24 protein-coding genes are annotated in these 21619 nt (G+C 60.3%); 15 read left to right on the forward strand and 9 right to left on the reverse strand.

The features are described 5' to 3' along the window. Positions 1 to 68 precede the first annotated feature (68 nt). Genes atpD through D0544_RS03165 form a run of 8 tightly spaced genes read left to right on the forward strand, consistent with a single transcriptional unit; the run spans position 69 to position 6150 of the window. The gene (atpD, locus tag D0544_RS03130) at positions 69 to 1463 is read left to right on the forward strand and encodes a F0F1 ATP synthase subunit beta (protein ID WP_125014554.1); all 1395 of its coding nucleotides are present in this window, start codon (positions 69 to 71) and stop codon (positions 1461 to 1463) included. Beyond that, positions 1460 to 1861 carry a F0F1 ATP synthase subunit delta/epsilon gene (locus tag D0544_RS03135; protein WP_125014555.1) on the forward strand — a complete coding sequence of 134 codons (402 nt, stop codon included), beginning with the start codon at positions 1460 to 1462 and terminating at the stop codon, positions 1859 to 1861. Before atpD ends, D0544_RS03135 begins: the two co-directional genes overlap by 4 nt. Next, on the forward strand, positions 1858 to 2139 hold the full coding sequence (locus D0544_RS03140) for an AtpZ/AtpI family protein (protein WP_125014556.1): 282 nt from the start codon (positions 1858 to 1860) through the stop codon (positions 2137 to 2139). The genes D0544_RS03135 and D0544_RS03140 overlap by 4 nt, the downstream gene beginning before the upstream one ends. Beyond that, a complete protein-coding gene (locus D0544_RS03145; protein WP_125014557.1) occupies positions 2140 to 2832 on the forward strand; it encodes a F0F1 ATP synthase subunit A in 693 nt (230 codons plus the stop codon). Continuing rightward, complete coding sequence (gene atpE, locus D0544_RS03150) at positions 2825 to 3091, forward strand: ATP synthase F0 subunit C (RefSeq protein WP_125014558.1); 267 nt, start codon at positions 2825 to 2827, stop codon at positions 3089 to 3091. Before D0544_RS03145 ends, atpE begins: the two co-directional genes overlap by 8 nt. 12 nt (positions 3092 to 3103) lie before the next feature. Then, complete coding sequence (locus D0544_RS03155; protein ID WP_125014559.1) at positions 3104 to 3859, forward strand: F0F1 ATP synthase subunit B family protein; 756 nt, start codon at positions 3104 to 3106, stop codon at positions 3857 to 3859. Beyond that, positions 3849 to 5336 (forward strand): F0F1 ATP synthase subunit alpha, encoded by a 1488-nt coding sequence (locus D0544_RS03160; protein ID WP_243647231.1) that lies wholly within the window; start codon positions 3849 to 3851, stop codon positions 5334 to 5336. Before D0544_RS03155 ends, D0544_RS03160 begins: the two co-directional genes overlap by 11 nt. Further along, positions 5314 to 6150 (forward strand): F0F1 ATP synthase subunit gamma, encoded by an 837-nt coding sequence (locus D0544_RS03165; protein ID WP_125014561.1) that lies wholly within the window; start codon positions 5314 to 5316, stop codon positions 6148 to 6150. The genes D0544_RS03160 and D0544_RS03165 overlap by 23 nt, the downstream gene beginning before the upstream one ends. Positions 6151 to 6195: 45 nt before the next feature. On the opposite strand, the gene D0544_RS03170 is transcribed toward D0544_RS03165, so the two are convergent. Then, entirely contained in the window at positions 6196 to 7278 is a 1083-nt protein-coding gene (locus D0544_RS03170; protein ID WP_125014562.1) for an ABC transporter ATP-binding protein, read from the reverse strand. Positions 7279 to 7550: 272 nt separating this feature from the next. Between D0544_RS03170 and D0544_RS03175 the strand changes: the two genes are divergently transcribed. Together D0544_RS03175 and grxD are read left to right on the forward strand one after the other, a co-directional pair. Continuing rightward, positions 7551 to 9641, forward strand: a complete 2091-nt coding sequence (locus D0544_RS03175) for a molybdopterin oxidoreductase family protein (RefSeq protein ID WP_125014563.1) — start codon at positions 7551 to 7553, stop codon at positions 9639 to 9641. Between the two features lie 106 nt (positions 9642 to 9747). Beyond that, complete coding sequence (gene grxD, locus D0544_RS03180) at positions 9748 to 10086, forward strand: Grx4 family monothiol glutaredoxin (protein WP_125014564.1); 339 nt, start codon at positions 9748 to 9750, stop codon at positions 10084 to 10086. A 69-nt stretch (positions 10087 to 10155) separates the two neighbouring features. Here grxD and bfr read toward each other — a convergent pair whose 3' ends face one another. Continuing rightward, on the reverse strand, positions 10156 to 10626 hold the full coding sequence (gene bfr / locus D0544_RS03185; RefSeq protein ID WP_125014565.1) for a bacterioferritin: 471 nt from the start codon (positions 10624 to 10626) through the stop codon (positions 10156 to 10158). A 72-nt stretch (positions 10627 to 10698) separates the two neighbouring features. Continuing rightward, positions 10699 to 10905: a (2Fe-2S)-binding protein gene (locus tag D0544_RS03190; protein WP_125014566.1), complete on the reverse strand. Its 207-nt coding sequence runs from the start codon at positions 10903 to 10905 to the stop codon at positions 10699 to 10701. Between the two features lie 331 nt (positions 10906 to 11236). On the opposite strand from D0544_RS03190, the gene D0544_RS03195 reads away from it, so the two are divergent. Continuing rightward, positions 11237 to 11839, forward strand: a complete 603-nt coding sequence (locus D0544_RS03195) for a peroxiredoxin (RefSeq protein WP_125014567.1) — start codon at positions 11237 to 11239, stop codon at positions 11837 to 11839. Positions 11840 to 11931: 92 nt separating this feature from the next. Here the strand turns inward: D0544_RS03195 and rnt are convergent, their stop codons facing one another. Further along, positions 11932 to 12540 carry a ribonuclease T gene (gene rnt, locus D0544_RS03200; protein WP_125015854.1) on the reverse strand — a complete coding sequence of 203 codons (609 nt, stop codon included), beginning with the start codon at positions 12538 to 12540 and terminating at the stop codon, positions 11932 to 11934. A 26-nt stretch (positions 12541 to 12566) separates the two neighbouring features. Beyond that, positions 12567 to 13616 carry a dihydroorotase gene (gene pyrC / locus D0544_RS03205; protein WP_125014568.1) on the reverse strand — a complete coding sequence of 350 codons (1050 nt, stop codon included), beginning with the start codon at positions 13614 to 13616 and terminating at the stop codon, positions 12567 to 12569. Between the two features lie 169 nt (positions 13617 to 13785). On the opposite strand from pyrC, the gene D0544_RS03210 reads away from it, so the two are divergent. Next, positions 13786 to 14676: a flagellar protein MotY gene (locus D0544_RS03210; RefSeq protein ID WP_164880809.1), complete on the forward strand. Its 891-nt coding sequence runs from the start codon at positions 13786 to 13788 to the stop codon at positions 14674 to 14676. Positions 14677 to 14931: 255 nt separating this feature from the next. Beyond that, on the forward strand, positions 14932 to 16152 hold the full coding sequence (locus D0544_RS03215) for an argininosuccinate synthase (RefSeq protein ID WP_125014570.1): 1221 nt from the start codon (positions 14932 to 14934) through the stop codon (positions 16150 to 16152). A gap of 161 nt (positions 16153 to 16313) precedes the next feature. Here D0544_RS03215 and gloA read toward each other — a convergent pair whose 3' ends face one another. The 4 genes from gloA to purM all read right to left on the reverse strand — a co-directional run bounded on the left by gloA (position 16314) and on the right by purM (position 19243). Further along, positions 16314 to 16721 (reverse strand): lactoylglutathione lyase, encoded by a 408-nt coding sequence (gene gloA / locus D0544_RS03220; protein WP_125014571.1) that lies wholly within the window; start codon positions 16719 to 16721, stop codon positions 16314 to 16316. A 10-nt stretch (positions 16722 to 16731) separates the two neighbouring features. After that, complete coding sequence (locus D0544_RS03225) at positions 16732 to 17454, reverse strand: DUF3108 domain-containing protein (protein ID WP_164880810.1); 723 nt, start codon at positions 17452 to 17454, stop codon at positions 16732 to 16734. Between the two features lie 78 nt (positions 17455 to 17532). Continuing rightward, positions 17533 to 18171 carry a phosphoribosylglycinamide formyltransferase gene (purN, locus tag D0544_RS03230; RefSeq protein ID WP_125014573.1) on the reverse strand — a complete coding sequence of 213 codons (639 nt, stop codon included), beginning with the start codon at positions 18169 to 18171 and terminating at the stop codon, positions 17533 to 17535. Between the two features lie 13 nt (positions 18172 to 18184). Beyond that, positions 18185 to 19243: a phosphoribosylformylglycinamidine cyclo-ligase gene (gene purM, locus D0544_RS03235; protein ID WP_125014574.1), complete on the reverse strand. Its 1059-nt coding sequence runs from the start codon at positions 19241 to 19243 to the stop codon at positions 18185 to 18187. A gap of 151 nt (positions 19244 to 19394) precedes the next feature. Between purM and D0544_RS03240 the strand changes: the two genes are divergently transcribed. Further along, positions 19395 to 20498 carry a DUF2066 domain-containing protein gene (locus D0544_RS03240; RefSeq protein WP_125014575.1) on the forward strand — a complete coding sequence of 368 codons (1104 nt, stop codon included), beginning with the start codon at positions 19395 to 19397 and terminating at the stop codon, positions 20496 to 20498. Positions 20499 to 20533: 35 nt separating this feature from the next. Then, entirely contained in the window at positions 20534 to 21613 is a 1080-nt protein-coding gene (locus D0544_RS03245; RefSeq protein ID WP_125014576.1) for an AI-2E family transporter, read from the forward strand. Positions 21614 to 21619 lie beyond the last annotated feature (6 nt).

A 21619-nucleotide genomic window follows, 5' to 3' on the forward strand; every position in this document is an offset into this window, starting at 1 on the left:
AGTAAGGGTACTCTACACTTAGTGCAGGTGTGATTCGGAGTGTTGTGGCGCGCCAGGGAGGTGGCGAAATGGCCGAGCACGCAGAGAGAGTACCCGCGATCCCCCCGATCGGAGTGATCACTGAAGTCCAGGGTCCCGTAGTGGTGATCCGCTGTTCCCCCTTGCCCCCCCTGGGGCGTGCACTCTACTGCCGGCTGGCGGGTAGTCGTTGTGTGCTCGAGGTGCATCAGCATCTCGACTGCGACCGGGTTCGGGCCATTGCCCTGCAGGACACCGCTGGCCTTTCCCGTGGGCTAAGGGTCTACGACCAGGGGGGGCCGCTGAAGGTCCCGGTTGGCAAGGCGTGCCTGGGCCGGGTCCTGAACCTGTTTGGCGACCCCCTGGATGGCCAGCCACCGATGGTTGCCGAGCAGTGGCGCGCGCTCCATGGGGAGCCCTCACTCCTCGCCAGTGGAGGTCAGGGAGGGCAGATGCTGGAGTCCGGTATCAAGGTAATCGACCTCTTGTGCCCCTTTGTCCGGGGCGGCAAGACCGGGCTGTTTGGCGGTGCCGGGGTAGGCAAGACGGTACTGGTGATGGAGTTTATGCGGGCGATTGCCCAGATCCATCGTGGGGTCTCGGTATTTGCCGGGGTGGGTGAGCGCATTCGCGAGGCCCACGAGCTCTGGCATGAGCTGGAGGACTCGGGGATGCGCAACCGGGCCCTGATGCTGTTCGGGCAGATGGATGAGTCGCCCGGTGTCCGCTTCCGGGTCGCCCTCACAGGCATCACCTATGCCGAATACCTGCGCGATGAGCTGGCGACCGAGGTGCTGTTTGTGGTCGACAATGTTTTCCGCTTTGTACAGGCCGGCAGCGAGATCTCCAGCCTGCTGGGCCGGATGCCGGCAACGGTGGGCTATCAGCCCACCCTGAGTAGCGAAGTGGCCGAGCTGGAAGAGCGTATCTTCTCAACACCTAAAGGGGCTATTACCTCGGTGCAGGCGGTTTATGTGCCCGCCGATGACATGAGTGATCCGGCGGTCAGCACCATACTCAGTCACCTCGACAGCAGCGTAATCCTCTCCCGGCAGCAGGCCAGTCGGGGAATCTATCCGGCGGTCGACCCGCTTCTCTCCAGTTCCCGCATGCTGGATCGCCACCTGCTGGGGGATCGCCACTACCGGGTAGCCGAGGGGGTGCGCGAGCATCTGGCCCGCTATAAGGAGCTGGAGGATATCATCAGTATGCTCGGGATAGAGGAGCTGTCGCCTTCGGATCGCCGTATTGTTCTGCGAGCCAGACGTATCCAGAAATACCTGACCCAGCCCCTGTGGGTGACCGCACCGCACACCGGAATCGCCGGGCAAAGCGTGGCATTGGTGGACACCATCCGCGACTGCGATGCGCTGCTGTGTGGTCGCTACGATGAGTGGGATGAGTCGAGGTGTTACATGCGCGGTGCGTTGGAGGAGGCGTCATGAACTGCTTTGAGCTGCAGCTGATGGATGCGCAACAGACCCGTGTGGTCGACTCGGTGGAGTCTTTTGTCGGCAGTGATAGCAGCGGCAGCTTCTCCCTGTGGGCTCACCACCAGCGCTTTATTACGCTGCTCGAATTTGGCCTGGCCCGCTACCGGTGTCGCGACCAGACGTGGGTCTATATTGCCATGCCCGGTGCGCTGCTGCTGTTTGAGGACAACTGCCTGCAGCTGGTCAGTCGGCGCTTCCTGTTGGACCCCGACTATAGCAGCATCAGCGAACGCCTGACCCAGACCCTGTTGGTGGAGGAGCAGGCGTTGGAGAAGGCGCGCCAGAGCCTGCGCCATATGGAGGAGCGGGTGGTTCACGAACTGCTGAAAAATGCCCGGGGATTACCATGAACACGCAAAACCCCCATGACAAGTTGAAGCACCGGGTGGAGCAGCAGGCGCAGCGTATCCACAAGGCGGAGTCAGAGCGTTCAAGCCTGCTGGCGCAGACGGTGTTTATCGGCACCCTGGGACTGCTGTTTGTGGTGCCGATGGTGGCCGGTGCCTTTATCGGCGCCTGGATCGATCACCAGTCTTCAGGCTACTCCGCCAGCTGGACACTCAACCTGGTGGTGTTGGGTACCCTTCTGGGCGGTATCAATGTGTGCCTGTTTATCCGGAGGCATTAGATGAACCTTCAGGCTCAGGTGGTGTGGCAGATAGGTCCTTTAGCGATCAGCGATACGGTGATCACTACCTGGGGGCTGATGGCGGTGCTTGCCGGGCTCTGCTGGCTGTTGACCCGGCGCTTGAAGCGACAGCCCTCTACCCTGCAGGCGATGACCGAAGCGCTGGTGGGTGCCATTGAGGAGGCGGTTGGCCAGGTGATACCGGATCATGTCCAGCGGGTATTGCCACTGATCGGTACGCTGTGGATCTTTCTGGTATGCGCCAATCTGCTGGGACTTATCCCCGGCCTGCATTCGCCTACCCGAGACCTTTCCACGACCACGGCGCTGGCGATACTGGTGTTTTTTTCGGTGCACTGGTTTGGGATTCGCCACCTGGGGGTTAAGCGCTACCTGCGTCACTACCTTTCCCCCAGCCCGATCCTCTTGCCTTTCCATGTGATCGGGGAGATTACCCGTACCCTGGCCCTGGCGGTGCGCCTGTTTGGCAACATGATGAGCCTGGAGATGGCGGCGATGCTGGTGTTGTTGGTTGCCGGCTTCCTGGCGCCCATTCCGTTGTTGATGCTGCATATTATCGAGGCGCTGGTGCAGGCCTACATTTTCGGCATGCTGGCGTTGATGTACGTGGCCGGCAGTATGCAGTCCCAGAGCGAGTCCCAACGTCAATCCAAGGAGAATCGTGATGAATGATATGAGTTGGTTTGTGCTGATATCGACGGCGACCGTGGTGCTGGCCATTGCCTTTGGCATCGTGGGACCGGCAATCGCCATGGGGCGCGCGATTTCAAGTGCGATGGATGCCATGGCACGGCAACCTGAAGCGGAAAAATCGATTATGCGCACGCTCTTTATCGGCCTGGCGATGATCGAGTCGCTGGCGATCTACGTGCTGGTGATCGGCTTGATTGTACTGTTCAGGAATCCGCTGATTGAGTTTTTGCTGGGGTGAGGGAGGTTCGCGATGAGCTTTTCATGGACCACCTTCGGGTTCGAACTGCTTAACTTCCTGATCCTGATCTGGTTGCTCAAGCGTTTTCTCTATCGCCCGGTTCAGCAAGCCCTGCAACAGCGTCGCCAGTCCATTGAGAAGACACTCGAAGCCGCGACCCAAAAAGAGCAGCAGGCCGAGTCACTACTCAAGCAGTATGAGCAGCAGTGCCAGCAGTGGCGAGAGGAACAGCAGCATCAACTGGAAGCCTTGCAGCTTGAGCTGGAGGAGCGCCGGCGTGATGCCCTTAATGCACTGCACAAGGAGATGGGGGTGCTGAGCCAGAAACAGCGGGCGCTGGATGAGCGCCAGCGAGAGATGGAGCGGGAGCGGGAGCAGCAGCAGGCGATGGATAACGGCCGGCGTTTTGCCTCGCGTTTGCTGGCGCTCTGCCCTCTGCCCGAACTGGAAGCCCGACTATTGCAGCTGCTGGCGGAGGAGTTGGAGCGAGCCCCTGAGCCCCTCAAGTCGATGGTGCAACGGGAGCCGGTTGCGCCGTTGCTGCTGGAAACAGCCTTCCCTTTGCCAGCCGCAGCGGGTGGTCGCCTGCGCAGTGCCGCGGAGGGGGTTATGGGGCGCCCCGTTAGCTGGCAGACGGTCGTCAACCCTGACCTGAAGGCGGGCGGCCGCCTGACCGTTGGCGGTTGGATGCTGGGTGCCAACCTGGCGGATGAACTCTCCGCTTTCGTGCAGATGGCTCCCCATGAGGAGCTACAAAATGAGCTCTAATCGCTTACTCGAGCAGTCGCAATGGGTGGATGACTACCACCCCCGGCTGCGATTGATTGAGCGGGGCAAGGTGATCTCCATCGGTGATGGTATCGCCTGGGTCAGTGGGCTGCCATCGGCCGCGCTGTCCGATATCCTGGAGTTTGATGAGGGCAGCCGCGGAATGGTGTTTGACCTCTCCAGTGAGCGTATCGGCGTGGTATTGCTGCAGCAGCGGGGAGCCCTGGGAGCGGGTAGCGCCGTTGTACGGGTCCATAGGCACTGCCGTATTGGGGTTGGGGATGAGTTGCTGGGGCGGGTGGTTGATCCGCTGGGGGACCCCCTGGATGGAGAATCGCCCCCCCTGTGCCGATACCAGCAACCGCTGGATGGCCTCAGCCCTCCCATTACCGAGCGTGATTTCGTCAACCAGCCGCTTTACACCGGCAATCGCATTGTCGATACCCTGATCCCCATCGGCCGCGGTCAACGACAGCTCATTATCGGTGATGAGGGACTGGGTCGCAGCTCGCTGGCGCTCGACACGGTGATTCACCAACGGGAGCAGGGAGTACGCTGTGTCTATGTGCTGATTGGCCAGAAGCGCTCCACGGTGACCAACACTCTGGATATCCTGCGCCGTTATGGCGCCCTCGATTACACCACGGTGGTGGTAGCCCAGGCGAGGGCCCTGCCCGGGCTGCAATATCTGGCTCCCCTGGCAGGCTGTGCGATTGCCGAACACTGGATGAGGCGGGGCATCGATACCCTGGTGGTGTACGACGACCTGGGAACCCACGCCCGTCTCTATCGTGAGCTTTCGCTGCTGCTTCGCCGCCCTCCCGGGCGGGAGGCCTATCCGGGGGATATCTTCTCGATCCATGCCCGGCTGCTGGAGCGCTCCACCCGCCTGGCCAGTGAGCAGGGGGGAGGGAGCATGACCGCGCTGCCGATTGTCGGCACCCTGCAGGGGGAGATCGCTGCCTATATACCCACCAACCTGATCTCGATCACCGATGGCCAGATCTACCTGACCCAGGAGCTTTTTGCAGCGGGTATCAAACCGGCAATCGATATCAGCCGCTCGGTGTCACGCATCGGTGGCAAGGCCCAGCATGAGTCGATTAAGCAGCAGGCGGGGCGAATCAAACTGGATTATCTGCAGTTCCTTGAGTTGGAAGGGTTTACCCACATAGGTGCTCGTCTGGAGGCTTCCATGGAGCGGCAGCTCAAACGTGGGCGGGTGCTCCGGGAGCTGCTCAAGCAGCCCCTCTTTCAACCGGAACCCATAGGGGTACAGCTGGCCTGGCTGCTGGCCTATAACCAGGGCTGGCTGGACGATTGTGAACCGGATCGGGTGAAGGCGGTTATGGAACGTCTTCGAAGTGCGCAACCGCTCAGTCGCCTCACCCTGGATCACCCCCAGAAGAGCTGGTTGCAGGCGGTGGAGGGCTGGCTAGAGGAGGTAAAGACCGGTGAGCACAGTTCGGGAGCTTAAGGGCCAGATCCACCGTCTTAACGAGATCGGGGGGATCATGACGGCGATGAAAAACCTGGCCTTTATGGAACTCAGGAAACTGGAGCGGCACCTCGAAGCGCAGCAGATTCTGGTGGAGCGCATCCGTTACTGCGCCGGCCTCTGTCTCAGCCATTTTCCAGCAGCAGGGCTGGAGGGTCGACCGCCCCATCGGCTGTGCCTGATTCTGGGTTCCGAGCGCGGGTTTTGTGGAGATTTTAACCAGCAGCTGATTCTCAAGGGCCAGGCCATGCTGCCATCGGACGCAGCCTGCGGGCTGGTCACCCTGGGTCACCGACTGAACCAAAGGGACCTGGGTGGGCATGAGGTACTGGACCAGTTGGCGGGGGCCAGTGCCAGCGAAGAGGTCGAGCCGGTACTGATTGCGCTGGTGCACAGGCTTGGTCGCCTGGAGCAACTACGGGGCCCCTTTGAATTGACGGTACTGTTTCACCATCCCGAAGCGGGCGAGGTGCGGTTGGGGGAGGTACTCCCTCCCTTCGCTGATCTGGAACCGGACCCTCCTGCGGGCTCGCCCCCCCTGCTGGGGTTGGGCTTGCCGGAGCTGATGCTGGGGATCGGGGAGCAGTTCCTGATGGCTGAACTGCAGCGTGTGCTCTACTGTTCGCTGATGGCGGAGAACCAGCAGCGGGTGGTCCATTTGCAGGGCGCCATCCAGAAACTTGAGCAGCATGTAGAGTCGCTCAACCGACGCTCCAACCATCTGCGCCAGGAGGCGATCATTGAGGAGATTGAGATCATCCTGATGAACCAGGCGGAGCTGCTGGATCCGTAGCGGCGCCCCCTCCCTGATTGGGGCACCCCTTATTTCTCTCCGGTGTCAGCTCTCTCGGTAGGTACGGAAAAACTCGGGGTTGCCATCGGTGGGGGTGGCAAACACCACCAGGTGATCGGCCTCCACCCGGATGCCGGTCCTGTCGCCCAGTTTCAGGTCATGGTGGCTGGGGATCAAGGACTCGATGACGCTGCCGGTGGGCAGTTGCAGCTGGTATTGGCTGACCGCGCCCATAAAGGTCTTGCGCACGACGGTGGCAATGCAGTCGCTGGTTTCATCGAGCACGATATCATCGGGCCGCAAGAGCACCTCCACCGGAGTCCCCTCGGGCCAGTTGAAGACCCGGTTTCCGGCGAGCAGACCCAGCTCGGTGGTGATGCTCTCGGCATCGTTCATCTGGCCACGGATAAAGTGGCCCTGGCCAATAAAGTTCGCCACAAACGGGGAGTTGGGCTCGTGGTACAGCTCGTAGGGGGTGTCCCACTGCAGCAGGTTCCCCTCCTTAATCACCCCGACCTTGTCGGAAAAGGCGAACGCCTCCTCCTGGTCGTGGGTCACTAAAATAGCGCTGATCTTCTGCTCCTTCAGGATTTCGCGTACCTCCTGGCTGAGGCGTCGGCGAAGATCCACATCCAGGTTGGAGAAGGGCTCATCGAGCAGCAGCAGCCGCGGCTCTGGGGCCATGGCCCGTGCCAGGGCGACTCGTTGCTGCTGGCCACCGGAGAGCTCGTGGGGGTAGCGCCGGTCCATGCCAGGCAGGTTGACCATCTCCAGCAGGCGTTTAACGATTGCCCCCTTGTTGCGTTTTTGCTTGATGCCGAAGGCGATGTTTTCGTAGATGGTCAGGTGGGGGAAGAGGGCATAGTCCTGAAACACCATTCCGATCTGGCGTTGCTCTGGGGGGAGCTGCTCGGTGGCTGTGGAAAGCAGGCGGCCATCAAGGCGTATCTCGCCGCCCAGCGGGTTTTCAAAGCCGGCGATTGCCCGCAGGGTGGTGGTTTTGCCGCAGCCGCTGGGACCCAGCAGGCTGCAGATATCGCCATCGTTGATATGAAAGCTGAGGTCATTGACGATGACCTGTTGCTGGTAAGCCAGTTTCAGCTGGCTTACCTCAAGCAGTAAATTCATGGGACTCCCGTCACTTGCCCGCTCCGTGCTGCGGGTTCTGGCCAATGAGCGTTATCTTAAAGGCTGCAGCTGTAGTCGGCAATGAAACTCATTCGCATAACTGAGCCAGATCAATACTCTTGGTACGGGCTGGCCATCGAGTCGATTATCAGGTTGGTTAATGCACTGTTATTTGTACGGTGAACCCGGTTGCCCAGCGGGGCGCCGCAGCGCTAGGCTGGTCGAACCATTAACCTGATCAGAAACCGCCATTGGCGACGAGAGCCCTAACCATGTCGAGCAACGAGCAAACTCACTACCGTGCCTGCCACCTGTGTGAGGCGATCTGCGGCCTTAAAATCATTACCCGGGGCGAGCAGGTTGTCTCCATCAAAGGCGATGAGCAGGATCCGCTCGGGAGAGGCCATATCTGCCCCAAGGCGGTGGCTTTGCAGGATCTGCACGAAGACCCGGATCGGCTCGTTAAACCCCTCAAGCGCAACGGTGATCAGTGGTTAGAGATCGAGTGGGAGCAGGCATTCGAAGAGGCCGCCAAGGGGCTGGCAGCGGTACAGGAGCGTTACGGCGCGGATGCCATCGCCACCTATCAGGGCAACCCCAATGCCCACAACATTGGCGCCATTACCCACGCCAAGCTGGTGACCAAACAGATCAAAACCCGTAACCGCTACAGCGCCACCTCCGTTGACCAGCTGCCCCATCATCTCTCCTCGCTGTGGCTTTACGGCCATCAGTTCCTAATCCCTGTCCCCGACATCGACCGTACCGATTACCTGCTGATGCTGGGGGGGAACCCCATGGCTTCCAACGGCTCCATCATGACCGTCCCCGATTTTCGCAAGCGGGTCAAAGCCCTGCAGGCGCGAGGCGGGCAGATGGTAGTGGTGGACCCCCGTCGTACCGAGACCGCCGAAATTGCCAACCAGCACCACTTTATCCGCCCTGAGAGTGATGCACTGCTGCTGTTGGCGATTCTTAACCAGATGCTGGAGCAGGGGTGCCGTGGCCGGGGTGAAGTCGGTGAGCGACTTCGGGGGCTGGAGGCAGTGGCCCAACGTATCAAGGCGTTCACGCCGCAGCGGGTCAGCGAGCGCACCGGCATCGCGGCCACAGAGATCGAAGCGATGGCACGCGCCCTGCGTTCGGAGCGCGCCCTCTGCTATGGGCGCATGGGGGTATCGACCCAGCGATTTGGCGGACTGTGCCAGTGGCTGATTGCGCTCATCAACCTGGTGGGTGGGAATATCGACCAGCCCGGCGGTATGATGTTCCCGGCCCCGCCGATCGATTTCACTGCCATTGGCCCTGCGGGACACTACAACCGGCACCAGAGCCGGGTGCGTGGGCTCCCCGAGTTCGCTGGCGAACTGCCGGCTTCAGCCATGGCAGAGGAGATGCTTAGGCCCGGCGAGGGGCAGGTACGGGCACTGCTGACCATTGCCGGTAACCCGGTGCTCTCCACCCCGAACGGAGTGCAGCTGGAGCGGGCGCTGGACGGGCTCGACTTCATGGTCTCGATCGACCCCTACCTCAACGAGACAACCCGTTTTGCCGATCTCATATTGCCGCCGGCCTCCCCGCTGGCCCATGACCACTACGATATGGTGTTCCATCACTTTGCGGTCAGGGATACCCAGCGCTTCAGTGAGGCGATTTTTCCTCCCCGCGAGGGGGCCCTGCTCGACTGGGAGATCTTCAACGGGTTGGGCAAGGCACTGGCCAAGGCCCTTGATACCACTTTTCAGCCCCTGCCTTCACCTCGCCAGGTGGTGGACCATGGCCTGTCGGTGAGTGGCCTGAGTGTACAGCAGCTGTTGGAGTCTCCCAGCGGTATCGACCGGGGACCCTTGCGCAGCAACTTGCTGGAGCGGATTAAAACCCCTGATGGCCTGATCCATTGCGATGTGGCGGAGTGCCTGGCGGATATTGATCGTGTGGACCAGGGACTGCAGCAGCCCCCGACGGATGACCTGCTGTTGATCGGACGCCGCCATGTGCGCTGCAATAACTCATGGATGCACAACAGCCAGCGCCTGGTAAAGGGCAAGTCAAGAACGGCTCTGTTGATCCATCCGCAGGACGCTGAGCGTCTGGGCCTCAGTGAAGGGGCCTCGGCCCGTTTGAGCTCACGCGTTGGGGAGGCGACCGTCACCGTATCGATCACCGACAGCTTGATGGCGGGGGTAGTCAGCCTGCCTCACGGCTGGGGGCACCAACGCCCCGGTGTTCGGCTAGGGGTGGCGAGCCAGTATTCGGCCCCCAGCGCCAATGACCTGACCGATGACCGATGGCTCGATAGCCTGTCGGGGAATGCGGCCGTTAATGGGGTGCCGGTCAAGGTGCAGCCGCTCTCCGGGGACTAGTATGGCGTTGCCACTATTTGTTGTAGAATGGGCGATCAAAGCGGTAACGGGATGCTGGTTGGCAAGCCCTACCGATCACCCCCAGCTGATTTAAAGAGGTAACCTGATGGATATTATGGATCAGATCAAACAGCAGATAGAGAGCAATACAGTACTGCTGTTTATGAAGGGCACCCCCAACATGCCCCAGTGCGGTTTCTCCTCCAAGGCGGCCCAGGTCGTCATGGCGTGCGGCGAGCGCTTTGCTTACGTGAACATCCTTGAGCAGCCTGAAATTCGTGCCAACCTGCCAACCTACGCCAACTGGCCCACCTTCCCCCAGCTTTGGGTTGGCGGCGAGCTGGTCGGTGGTAGTGATATCCTGGTGGAGATGTACGAGTCCGGTGAACTGCAAACCCTGATCAAGGACGCAGTGGCCTCAGCGGCCGAGAAGGAAGCCGAGTAAGCGCGTTTCCAGGGGCGTTTCCCCCAAAAAAGGCCCGTATTGTACGGGCCTTTTTTTATGCTGTCCCTCCTAGGAAGCGGCGGATTGCAGGTAGTTTTGCAACCCCATCTTGTCGATCAGTTGCAGCTGGGTCTCCAGCCAATCGACATGCTCCTCCTCGGAGTCGAGTATTTTTTGCAACAGCTCGCGGCTGACGAAGTCACGCACTGATTCACAGTAAACGATCCCCTCGCGCAGGTCGGGTATGGCCCGCTTTACCTCCATATCCAGATCGCTTTGCAGCATTTCAGGGGTGTTTTCACCGATATTGAGCTTTCCCAGGTCCTGCAGGTTGGGTATCCCTTCAAGAAAGAGGATACGCTCGACCAGCCAGTCGGCGTGCTTCATCTCATCGATAGATTCGTGGTACTCCTTATCCGCCAGCTCGGATAGGCCCCAGTCCTTGTACATGCGAGCGTGCAGGAAATACTGGTTAATGGCGACCAGCTCGTTTCCCAGGCAGCGGTTAAGGTGCTCAATCACCTTGCTATCACCTTTCATTGGCCTCCTCCTCTGTATGTGCTCCGGTCTTTCAGTATGGACCAGAGCCTAGAGGGTGCAAAGCGAGGGAGATCAGAGGGCCGCGTAGTAATCGCACTGGGTGGCGGGCTGCTGGTCGCTGCCAGCCTGTCGCAGCAGGTCAAGGGCGGTGCGTGCACATTTGCCGCACTGGGTGCTTACCCCGAGGGTTTCGCGCAGGTCACGCAGGCTGTCGGCACCGGCATCAATGGTTTGCTGGATCTGGCTGCTGGTGATTCCTTTGCAGAGACATACGTACATAAAGAGTTCTCGCAAAACGTTTCGATGGATGCTTAAGTAGGCCTTATCATAACTATAACGAGAATCATTATCAATTGAAAGGTTCGCTATCTGCACTCGAATTACCAATAGTTAATCTCTATAGAGCCAACACATAAAATCAATCGTGATTGGGTGGGATGCAGCTTTTTCGAGGTGTACTATGATTACACCAGTTTTGAGGCCCCCTAAGCGTTGAGCCCTCTACACAGGGCGTTTAGCGGGTGCCAAGACCCTTTATGTAATCAATTTCATCACCTGAATCGGTTCCCCAGGGACCGGTCTTAATAACTAACACTGGAGAATATTCACCATGGGCGTATTAGTAGGAAAATCTGCACCTGACTTCACTGCCGCAGCCGTACTGGGCAACGGAGAGATCGTTGACAGCTTCACCCTGTCTGCTGCTATCAAGGGCAAGAAGGCGGTGGTCTTCTTCTACCCGCTGGACTTCACTTTCGTGTGTCCCTCTGAGCTGATCGCGTTTGATCACCGTATTGAGGAGTTCACCAGCCGTGGCGTTGAGGTGATCGGTGTTTCCATCGACTCCCAATTCAGCCATAACGCGTGGCGTAACACCCCCGTTAGCGAGGGCGGTATCGGCCCTGTTAAGTACACTCTGGTAGCGGACGTTAAGCACGAGATCTGCCGCGCTTATGACGTCGAAGCCGACGCCGGTGTTGCTTTCCGCGGCTCTTTCCTGATCGATGAAGATGGACTGGTACGTCACCAGGTGGTTAACGACCTGCCGCTGGGTCGTAACGTTGACGAGATGCTGCGTATGGTTGACGCCCTGGCGTTCCACCAGGAACACGGTGAGGTTTGCCCCGCCGGCTGGAGCAAGGGTGACAAGGGCATGAACGCCTCTCCTGATGGCGTAGCCAAGTACCTGAGTGAGAATGCCGACGCGCTTTAATAGGGTGTCGAGAAGAGAAGGGGGCTAACAGCCCCCTTTTTTTATGCCGCAAGCGCTATTTTTAGGCCCCCGCGTTGTGTCAAATACGCGGGTTACTGGAACGGGTTCCAGCCCCCCAGCTCCTGCCAGCGGTTGACGATGGCGCAGAACAGCTCGGCGGTTTTTTGGGTGTCGTAGAGCGCCGAGTGGGCTTCGCGGTTATCAAAGTCGATATCGGCGGCCTGGCAGGACTTGGCCAGCACTGTCTGGCCGTACGCCAGACCAGCCAGGGTGGCGGTGTCGAAGCTGGAGAAGGGGTGGAAGGGGTTGCGTTTGAGGTCGCAGCGGTTAACCGCCGCGTTCAGGAACCCCAAGTCGAAGGTGGCGTTGTGACCCACCAGGATAGCGCGGCTGCAACCGGTGCTCTTGACGGTTTTGCGCACCATGCGAAAGATCTTTTCCAGCGCCTCCTTCTCATCGACGGCACCGCGCAGCGGGCTGTCCGGGCGAATACCGGTAAACTCGAGGGCGGCCGGCTCGATGTTGGCCCCCTCAAAAGGGGTTACGTTAAAGGAGATCGCTTCATCGGGGTAGAGAAACCCCTCCTCGTCCATGCTCATGGTGACGGCGGCGATTTCGAGCAAGGCGTCGGTGGCGGCGTTAAAGCCCCCGGTTTCGACGTCGATTACTACCGGCAGAAAGCCCCTGAATCGGCCGGCCATCAGGGTTTTTGGCTGAATTTCTTCGTTCACGCGAAGCTCCCCGCCGTTACCTTCCAGCGCACAGTCTCTCCTGCTTTGAGGGGAACCAGGGGCTGCTCACCAAGCTCCAGTACCTGGGGAACCTGCCAGGGCTGGCGGCTCAGGGTGATCCGGTCACTGTTGCGGGGCAGGCGGTAGAAATCGGGACCGTTAAAGCTGGCAAAGGCCTCCAGCTTGTCCAGCACTCCCAGCTCTTCAAACACCTCTGCGTAGAGCTCGATGGCGGCGTGGGCGCTGTAACAGCCGGCACAGCCGCAGCTGCTCTCCTTGGCTGACTGGGCGTGGGGTGCCGAGTCGGTACCGAGGAAAAAGCGGGAGTCACCGCGGGTCACGACATCGCGCAGGGCTTGCTGGTGACGGTTGCGCTTGAGTACCGGCAAGCAGTAGAAGTGAGGTTTGATACCTCCGACCAGCAGGTGGTTACGGTTATACATCAGGTGCTGGGGGGTGATGGTGGCCCCCACATTGGACTCGGCGCTGAGTACAAACTGGGCTGCGTCGGCGGTGGTAATGTGTTCGAAAACGATACGCAGCTGAGGGTAGCGTACCCGCAGTGGCGCCAGCTGCTGGTCAATAAAAGCCGCCTCCCGGTCGAAGATGTCGATGCTGTCGTGAGTCACTTCTCCGTGCACCAGCAGTGGCATGCCGGTTTCGGCCATCGCCTCCAGTGCCGGGTAGATCCGTTCCAGGGAGGTGACGCCCGAAGCCGAATTGGTGGTGGCACCGGCGGGATAGAGTTTGGCGGCGGTCACCATACCACTGGCGTGGGCTTCGCGGATGTCGCCGGGGCTGGTGTTGTCGGTCAGGTAGAGCACCATCAGGGGTTGCCAGTCGCTGCCGTCCGGCCGTTGGGCCATGATCCGCTCCCGGTAGGCCAGTGCTCCCTCAAGCCGGGTGACGGGAGGCGTCAGGTTGGGCATCACAATAGCACGGCCAAAGTAGCGGGCGGCATCGGCAACGGTGTGCCTCAAGGCCGCACCATCGCGCAGGTGAAGATGCCAGTCGTCGGGGCGAATCAGGGTGAGTGTGTCGGTCATGACGGTGCCTTGGTTTCGATCAGTCAGCTGATGCGCATCCTACCGCAAAGAGGACCATTTCGATAGGCGCCAGCCGGCAGGGCTAACGTTCCTGGATAATAAAATGCAGGTAAAGTTTTTTTGCCCCAGGCCGATACTCCAGACGATAACAATTTTTCAGGGGTGGGCTGTGAGCCGTCACGTGCGTTTTTCTCATTGGTTGGGGGTGCTAGCGATGCTGGCACTGACGGGTATGCCCGCCTACGCTGTCACCTTCAGCGCGCCGATGGACAATTCGGTCTGGCGCCTCGAGGCCTCGGTGTTTGAATGTCGTCTCTCCCATGCCATCCCCAACTATGGTGAAGCGGTGTTTTCCCACCGCGCGGGTGAACGGGTCAGCTTCTATCTCGACAGCTGGCACCGCCCGATGCGCAAGGGGCGTGCAGAGATGACCTCGGAACCCCCTCCCTGGCGCATTGGTGCAGCGGTGCAGGAGCTGGGTTCGGTTCCGGTCAGTGGTGGTCGTCAGGCGGTAGCGCTACAGGGCCCCTTGCCGAGCTCCATGCTGGCCCAGCTCTACGGTGGCATGCAGCCGACCCTGCATAGGCTGGCCTGGTACGACAGTAAGCAGCCGGTTGCGGTGGAGCTGTCGCCGGTTAACTTCCAGCCCGTCTACCAGCAGTATGTGGGGTGCCTGTCGCAGCTTCTGCCGGTTAACTTCGACCAGATTCAACGCTCGACCGTACTCTTTGATACTGGGAAATCCCAGCTCAGGGATGATGCGCTGGAGACCCTTACCAATATTGTGATCTATGTGAAAGCGGACCCTACGGTCAGCACCATTTACATCGATGGCCATACCGACAACCGGGGGCGCCGCCTGGCGAACCGCGAACTGTCGAAGGAGCGTGCCGAGGCGGTGCGTGACTACCTGCAAAAGCGCGGCTTGCCAACCGATATGATCCTGTTGCGATTCCACGGTGAGCGCTATCCGGTTGCCAGTAACAGCACCGCAACCAACCGTGCCCGTAACCGCCGTGTCACCATCCGCCTCGATAAGGAGGAGAGCTTCGACAGCTAAGCGGATCGAAGCGCCTCCATCGCCGGGCCGGCCTCCCCCCCCCTCGGCCCCCAGTAACAAAAGAAAACCGGGAAAATGGCCCCGAATCCCCTGACGGGCTGGGATTTCCCGGCGTGGGCGTTTAGAATACTCTGCCTTTTATTGGGTGTTGGCGATCGGTAACCGCCTTATGTGCGCGTTTGGCCGCGGCGGATAGTCGACCCCAGGAGAGGAGAGAGGCTCGGAAACAAACAGTAGGGAGAGTGGGAAAACTCGATGAAAAGCATTAATAAAGTGGTCCTGGCGTACTCCGGGGGGTTGGATACCTCCGTTATCGCCAAGTGGCTGGAGGACACCTATCAGTGTGAAGTGGTCACCTTTACGGCTGACCTGGGGCAGGGCGAAGAGCTTGAGCCGGCCCGCCGCAAAGCAGAGGCAATGGGCATCAAGGAGATCTTCATTGATGACCTGCGAGAAGAGTTTGTCCGAGATTTCGTTTTCCCGATGTTCCGAGCCAATACCATCTACGAAGGTGAGTATCTGCTGGGCACCTCCATCGCACGTCCCCTGATTGCCAAGCGCCTGGTTGAGATCGCCAATGAGACCGGTGCCGATGCCATTGCCCATGGTGCGACCGGCAAGGGTAATGACCAGGTTCGATTTGAACTGGGTGCTTATGCCCTCAAGCCGGGTATTCAGGTGATCGCCCCCTGGCGCGACTGGGATCTCAATTCGCGGGAGAGCCTGCTGGCCTATTGCGAACAGCACAATATCCCGGTTGAGAACAAGCAGGGCAAAAAGTCGCCCTACTCCATGGATGCCAACCTGCTGCACATCTCCTACGAGGGTGGTTTGCTGGAGAGCCCCTGGAATGAGCCGGAAGAGGATATGTGGCTGTGGAGTGTATCGCCGGAGGAGGCGCCCAACGAGCCTACCTACATTGAGCTCGACTACCGTCATGGAGACATCGTGGCCATCAATGGCGAAAAGATGTCGCCTGCCCAGGTGCTGGCGCACCTCAATCAGGTGGGGGGTGCCAATGGCATCGGCCGTGTGGATATCGTCGAAAACCGTTACGTGGGAATGAAAGCCCGGGGCTGCTATGAAACCCCTGGCGGCACCATTATGCTGAAGGCGCACCGGGCGATCGAATCGATCACCCTCGACCGCGAGGTGGCTCACCTCAAAGACGAACTGATGCCCCGTTACGCGAAGCTGATCTACAACGGTTACTGGTGGTCTCCCGAGCGGGAGATGCTGCAGCAGATGATCGACAACTCCCAGCGCTATGTAAACGGTAAGGTTCGCCTGAAGCTCTACAAGGGGAATGTGATCGTGGTCGGGCGTAAGTCCAAGGATACGCTGTTCGATGAGAGCATTGCGACCTTTGAGGATGATGCCGGCGCTTATGACCAGGGCGATGCCGGTGGCTTCATCAAGCTGAACGCCTTGCGGATGCGGATTGCCGCCAAGAAGGGTCGTAGCCCCTTGAAGTGATTCTCTCCGATACGGAAAAAGGCCTCGTAAGAGGCCTTTTTTTATGTACAGGATGAACGGGCTGGCCAATGCTCCTGCCAGGCCGGCACTCCCCAAGTCCCTGTGGGTCGCGGTAGCAATCAAAGGATGTGCGGGCCGTTTTTTGTGCCCGGGAGGTTTCCCTACCCCTTTAATCCCTTGCTGGAGGATGAGCTGGCAATCAACTCGATGGCGTAACCATCGGGGTCGCGGACAAAGGCGATCTCGGTGGTCCCCCCCAGTACGGGGCCCGGTTCCCGGCTGATCACGCCGCCGGCCTCGCGGATGCGATCGCAGGTCGCATAGATATCATCCGCCGACAGGGCAATATGGCCGAAGGCGTTGCCGTGGTCGTAGCTGTCGGTTCCCCAGTTGTAGGTCAGCTCAATCACCGCCCCCTCGCTTTCATCACCGTAACCGACAAAGGCCAGGGTGTACTTGTACTCGGCATTGTCGGATTTTCGAAGCAGTTTCATGCCCAGGATGCGGGTGTAAAAGTCGATGGAGCGATCGAGGTCGCCAACGCGGAGCATGGTGTGTAAGAGGCGCATATGGATCTCCTTAGGGGGTGTTGGGGTTGGGGGGTGACAGGTGCGTACCGTCCAGTGTGGCCGACTTGAGCTCAATCCGGTAGCCGCTGCCACGTTCGGTGTGCTCGATGCGTACCAGCAGGTAGTCCCATTCGGGGGCAAACCAGAGCAGGGTTTCACGATCCTTGTCCTTGCCACGAATGCGCTTGACGCGGACCGTATCGACCGCACCCCAGGGGGTTTGCAGTCGCTCAGCCCCCTGACGCTCAAAGCGCAGCAACTTCAGCCGCTCGGCTTCCTCAACGACAAGGTATTCGAGGGGCTGGTGCCTACGCCTGAGGTCCAGGCGCAACTGCTCCTGGTAACTCAGCTCATCCTGAACGGCAGCGTTGATCGCTATGCTCCAGCCGGGGTTGCCCTGTTCAACGGCACGCTGCTCTTCCCAGTCAAACCGCAGGTCGTTGACCTCCCTGGAGCGGGTGCCGCTATAGCGGTAGTGGAGGGGGACCACCTGCTCGCCCTGCAGTTGGAAGTCGGAGCTCTGGTGCTGGTAAAACTTGATAAAGAGAACGCTGATATCGGTATTGAAGCGGGTGGTAAAACTGCCGTCCGCATTCCGGGTCAGGCTGCTACTGGCTTCGCCGGTTTGGCCGTAGTAGGTGGCGCTGTAGGTCGCCTCATAGGGCTGCAGGGCCTGGGCCGTGAGTGGCAGCAGCAGGAGTGGCAGGAGTCGGAGGTGGTTGGCAATGCCCATGGCGGTATCCAAAGCTGGAGAGGGCCATAGTAGCGCGCAGCGACCAAGCCGCCAAGGCGGCTTGGTCATGGTGCCGGCCTAGTCGTGGTACTGATAGCCTTCGGTGGGCAGTGGTGCGCCATCGAGGTAGGCTCTTCCCTCCTGCAGGCGCAGCCTCCCTTCGGCAAACCACTGGGCTGCGAGAGGGTAGATGCGGTGTTCCACACCATGCACCCGCGCCGCGAGGGTCTCCTCGGAGTCGCTGCTGTTGATGGCCACCGGGGCCTGGATAATGTTGGCGCCGCCGTCGAGCTCTTCGGTGACGAAGTGAATCGTCGCCCCGTGCCACTGCTCACCGGCCTCAAGGGCACGCTTGTGGGTGTGAAGCCCACGATACTTGGGCAGCAGTGAGGGGTGGATATTGAGCATCCGTCCCTCGTAGCGGCGTGTGAACTCCGGGGTCAGTATGCGCATAAAGCCGGCCAGGATAACCAGTTCGGCCTGCATGCCGTCGATGGTTTCAGCCAGGGTGGCATCAAAGCTTTCGCGCGAGTCGAACTGGCGGTGGTCCACCAAAGCGGTAGCGATGCCTGCGCGCTGCGCGCGTTGCAGGCCGTAGGCGTCTTCGCGGTTGCTGATCACCCCGCAGATTTCGATACCGATCTCCTCTGCGCGATCGATCAGGGCTTGCAGGTTACTGCCGCTACCGGAGATGATCACTACCGTTCTGGTTGCCATGCTTGATGATTCCCTAGAGTCCGCGCAGCTCAACCTGCTCCTCGTCTACCGCCCGCTCGGCGATCTCACCGATCACCCAGGGCGACTCGCCCTCTTCGGCCAGCAGTGCAAGGGCGCTGTCGCGCTGTGCGCTGGGGACGACAATGACCATGCCCACGCCGCAATTGAGGGTCCGGTACATCTCCCGCTCCTCGACGTTGCCCTGCTCCTGCAGCCACTGGAACACCTCGGGGCGTTTCCAGCTGCCGGTGTCGATCACCGCCTTGCAGCTGTCCGGCAGTACGCGGGGAATGTTCTCCAGCAGGCCGCCACCGGTGATGTGTGACAGCGCGTTGACCTGGGACTCGCGAATCAGGCGCAGCAAGGGTTTAACGTAGATGCGGGTGGGCTCCATCAGGGCCTCCGCCAGTGTCTTGTCGCCCATCGGCTGGCTCAGGTCGCTGTTAGCTACCTCAAGAATCTTGCGGATCAGGGAGTAACCGTTGGAGTGAGGGCCGGAGGAGGGCAGGGCGATCAGCAGGTCACCGCTTTTCACCTGGCTGCCGTCGATCAGGCGTGATTTCTCGGCCACGCCGACGCAAAAACCGGCCAGGTCGTAATCCTCGCCTTCGTACATGCCGGGCATCTCGGCGGTCTCTCCCCCAACCAGGGCGCAGCCAGCCAGCTCACAGCCGGCGCCGATGCCGGTTACCACCTGGGCGGCGACCTCCACGTTGAGGTGGCCGGTGGCGTAGTAGTCGAGGAAAAAGAGGGGCTCGGCACCGGCCACGATCAGGTCGTTCACGCACATGGCCACCAGGTCGATGCCGATGGTGTCGTGCTTGTTCAGCTTCATGGCCAGCGCCAGCTTGGTACCAACGCCGTCGGTACCGGATACCAGTACCGGCTCCTTATAGCCCTTGGGCAGCTCGCACAGGGCACCGAAACCGCCCAGTCCCGCCATCACCTCGGGTCGACGCGTGCGCTTGGCAACCCCTTTGATTCGTTCAACCAGCTGGTTTCCGGCGTCAATGTCGACACCGGCGTCTTTGTAACTGATGGAGGGCTTATTGGCATCGCTGTGGCTGGTCATTCAGGGGCCTGCAAGGTTGGGAGCGGTTGAGGAAATGTGACCCGGGTCCGGGGCTGCGCTATTTTAACAACAGTTTCCCGTTCCGAACAGGGATGCCTGCCATCGAATCTGTGGCAAAATAGGGCTTTTACTCTCAGGGAACTACCTCCTTATGGATCAAACCGTGAAACCCTGGTGCGCGCTCCTGCTGTGGGGGATGCTGGCGCTGGGTTGGCAGTCATCGGCCCGGGCCGAGCTGGTGGATACTCTTTACAGTGCGGAGGTACTGGTCCCCGGCCAGGATGCTGAGTTCCGTACCCAGGGCATGCAGCAGGCACTGGTGCAGGTGCTGGGTAAGCTGTCGGGAGGCCAGCTGACAGCGGACGACGCTCTGCTGGGCCGGATCGGCGATGCGGGTCGCTTTGCCCGTACTTTCGCCTATAGGGACAGCGACAGGACCCTGCCCAACGAGCAGGGCGAGGCGATTCCGGCCAGCTGGATGCGGGTCAGCTTTGACCCCGCCGGGGTTACCCGCCTGGCACGGGAGCTGGATCTTCCCATCTGGGGGGCCAATCGCCCCTCGGTACTGGTGTGGTTGGTGGAGGAGTCCCGCGGCAAGCGCCGGATAGTCGCCAGTGGTGGCACTGAACCGGTGATCGAGGCCTTGAGCGCTGCCGGGGAGTCGCGCGGATTGCCGTTGATGCTGCCGCTGATGGATATCGATGATCGAACCGCAATCAGCGACACCGATCTGTGGGGCCTTTTTGCGGAGCCGATCAGTGAGGCATCGCAACGCTACAACCCTGGAGCCATCCTCGCGGGGCGCTATTACCGGGCGTCGGCGACCCAGTGGGTGGGCCGCTGGATGATGATCCTGCGTGGAGAGCGGGTCAGCCTGGATGTGAAAGCCTCCTCCGAGGCAGAGCTGGTCGAACGTGGGGTGGATCTTGCCGTGCGTGAGTTGGCCAGCCGCTATGCGGTGCGTCTGGGAGAGGCCTCCGAGATTCCTGCCCGGCTGGTGCTGGGGGGAGTCAAGAGTGTTGAGGCTTATGCCCAGGCGATTGACTACCTGCAGAAGCTGACGGCGGTACGCAGCGCCAAACCGATGGAGGTAAGGGGCGACCAGCTCACCCTTCACCTGACCATCGATGGTAGCCTGCAGCAACTGCAGGAGGTGATTGCGCTGGAACAGCAGATGCTGCCGGAGGTTGAACGCAATGCCGAGGAACCCCAGGGTAGCCGTTCGCTCTACTACCAGTGGCAGGTGCGCCCTTGAGTGGCAGCGAGGAGACAGCAAATCAGCAGCGGGGAATGACACTCTCCCAGCGCTGGTTTTTGCTGGGTATCCTGGTGACGACCGGCGGCCTGGTCTATCTGCTCAGCCCGATACTGGCTCCTTTCCTGGTGGCCATGATACTGGCCTACCTGGGTGATCCGGTCGCAGATCGGCTGGAGGCCTACGGCTGGTCCCGGACCGGTGCGGTGGTCGGTGTGTTCGCTGTGATGACACTCATTCTGCTGGCGGTGCTGCTGATTGTGATCCCCTTGCTGGGGGTTCAGCTGAAGTATCTGGTTACCAACCTGCCCGACTGGATTCGCGGACTGGAGCAGTACCTGATGCCTCGTTTGAAGGCGTATCTGGGGGCCGACGCCGAGCAGTGGCAGCTGTCATCGGTGGTCGCCAGCCTTAAGGAAAGCTGGCAGGGGATCGGTAATCTGTTACTGGGTGGGGTGCAGTCGGTCTCCCGCTCCGGGCTCGCCTTTGCGGGTTGGCTGGCGAACCTGGTGTTGATTCCAGTGGTGGCATTTTACCTGTTGCGGGACTGGGATATCCTGATGGCCAAACTGTCGGATCTGCTTCCGCTTAACCTGCAACCCGTGGTGGGCAAGCTGGCACTGGAATGCGACGAGGTGCTGGGAGCCTTCCTTAAGGGACAGATGGTGGTGATGATCTGCCTTGGGCTGATCTACTCCGTAGGCTTATGGTGGGTTGGACTCAAGCTCGCGCTGGTGATCGGCCTGCTGGCGGGGCTGGCCAGTATCGTTCCCTATATGGGCTTTATCCTGGGGATTGGCGCTGCCTTGATCGCGGGCCTGTTCCAGTTTGACGGCTACCTTCCCCTGCTGTTGATCGGCGCCGTTTTCATGGTGGGACAGTTGCTGGAGGGGATGGTGCTGACGCCCATGCTGGTGGGGGATCGCATCGGACTGCACCCGGTGGCGGTTATTTTTGCCATAATGGCGGGCGGGCAGCTGTTTGGTTTTACCGGCATACTACTGGCGCTGCCGGTGGGGGCGGTGATCGTGGTGTTGTTGCGCCATCTGCATGATCACTACCGGCAAAGCCACCTGTACCACGCGGACACCCACGAACGGACCAATGAGAATTAAGCTGCT

The organism is Aestuariirhabdus litorea (genome assembly GCF_003864255.1).
GTDB classification, from domain to species: domain Bacteria; phylum Pseudomonadota; class Gammaproteobacteria; order Pseudomonadales; family Aestuariirhabdaceae; genus Aestuariirhabdus; species Aestuariirhabdus litorea.